We start from the raw sequence: 892 nt of genomic DNA, 5'->3' as shown, positions 1-892 counted from the left end.
AAAGTACCAGCAGTCATCGTGCCGGATAATGCTTCTACGGCGACTTATCGGCCGAAGAAGCATTCAAGGTACCGCATGGTCACTGACCGCTACGCAGCGTTTGCAGACTATTACGGGATCACGATCGTGCCGACCAGGCCCGGCAGGCCTCGTGACAAGGCAGCGGTAGAGCGTGCCGTGAAAATCGCTTACACCAAAATCCTGGGCTACTTCAGCAACGAGGTCTTCTACGACCTCGATGAACTCAATGAGGCGATCGCTTGCCGTCTTGCCGATATCAACAGCGCAATGACGCGGCCTGATGGCTCAACACGGCGCATGCGCTTTGATCGAGAAGAGGCACCAATGATGCGGGATCTTCCGCCGACGCCGTTTACGGAAGTGTCTTATAAGCGGCTCAAAGTCGATCGCAACTGGCACATCACCTGTGACTACCAGTACTACTCAGTGCCATTTCAGCTGGTAGGAGAATCGGTAACAGTCAGGCTCACCCCGCAACTAGTAAGCATCTTCAGCGGGGAGCAGCTTGTTGCTGAACACACGCGCCTTCACGGATTCAAATACCGGTATTCCACCAACCCTCAGCATGGGCCATGTGGCGATGATGAAGGCCACAAGGCGCTTACCCGTGACGAGCTTTTGGCTTGGGCCTCGTCGTTCGGGGCAGCAACGCACGCAGTCATAGCGATGATCCTCGACCGCAATAGTGCCGCCATCCCCCGCGGACTCATCCAGGCACGCAACGTACTGGCCAACCTGGGCAAAAAGCACAACAAAGCCACCCTAGAGCCTGCATGCCAACAGGTCGTGGACAAAAAGCTGGCCCCAACGATGGCTGTGATCAAACGCCTCCAGACTGACATTGCCCACGCCCAACAACATCCCGGGCAAC

1 pseudogene is annotated in these 892 nt (G+C 56.4%); it reads left to right on the top strand.

The window, feature by feature from the left end:
* Positions 1–75: 75 nt before the first annotated feature.
* Positions 76–892, top strand: a pseudogene (locus HMPREF2724_RS01645) (IS21 family transposase); the annotation flags it as partial.

The organism is Corynebacterium sp. HMSC071F07, assembly GCF_001810285.1.
GTDB lineage: Bacteria > Actinomycetota > Actinomycetes > Mycobacteriales > Mycobacteriaceae > Corynebacterium > Corynebacterium simulans.
The sequence above is the reverse complement of the archived record's forward strand: the minus strand, read 5'-3'. Positions and strand labels throughout refer to the sequence as shown.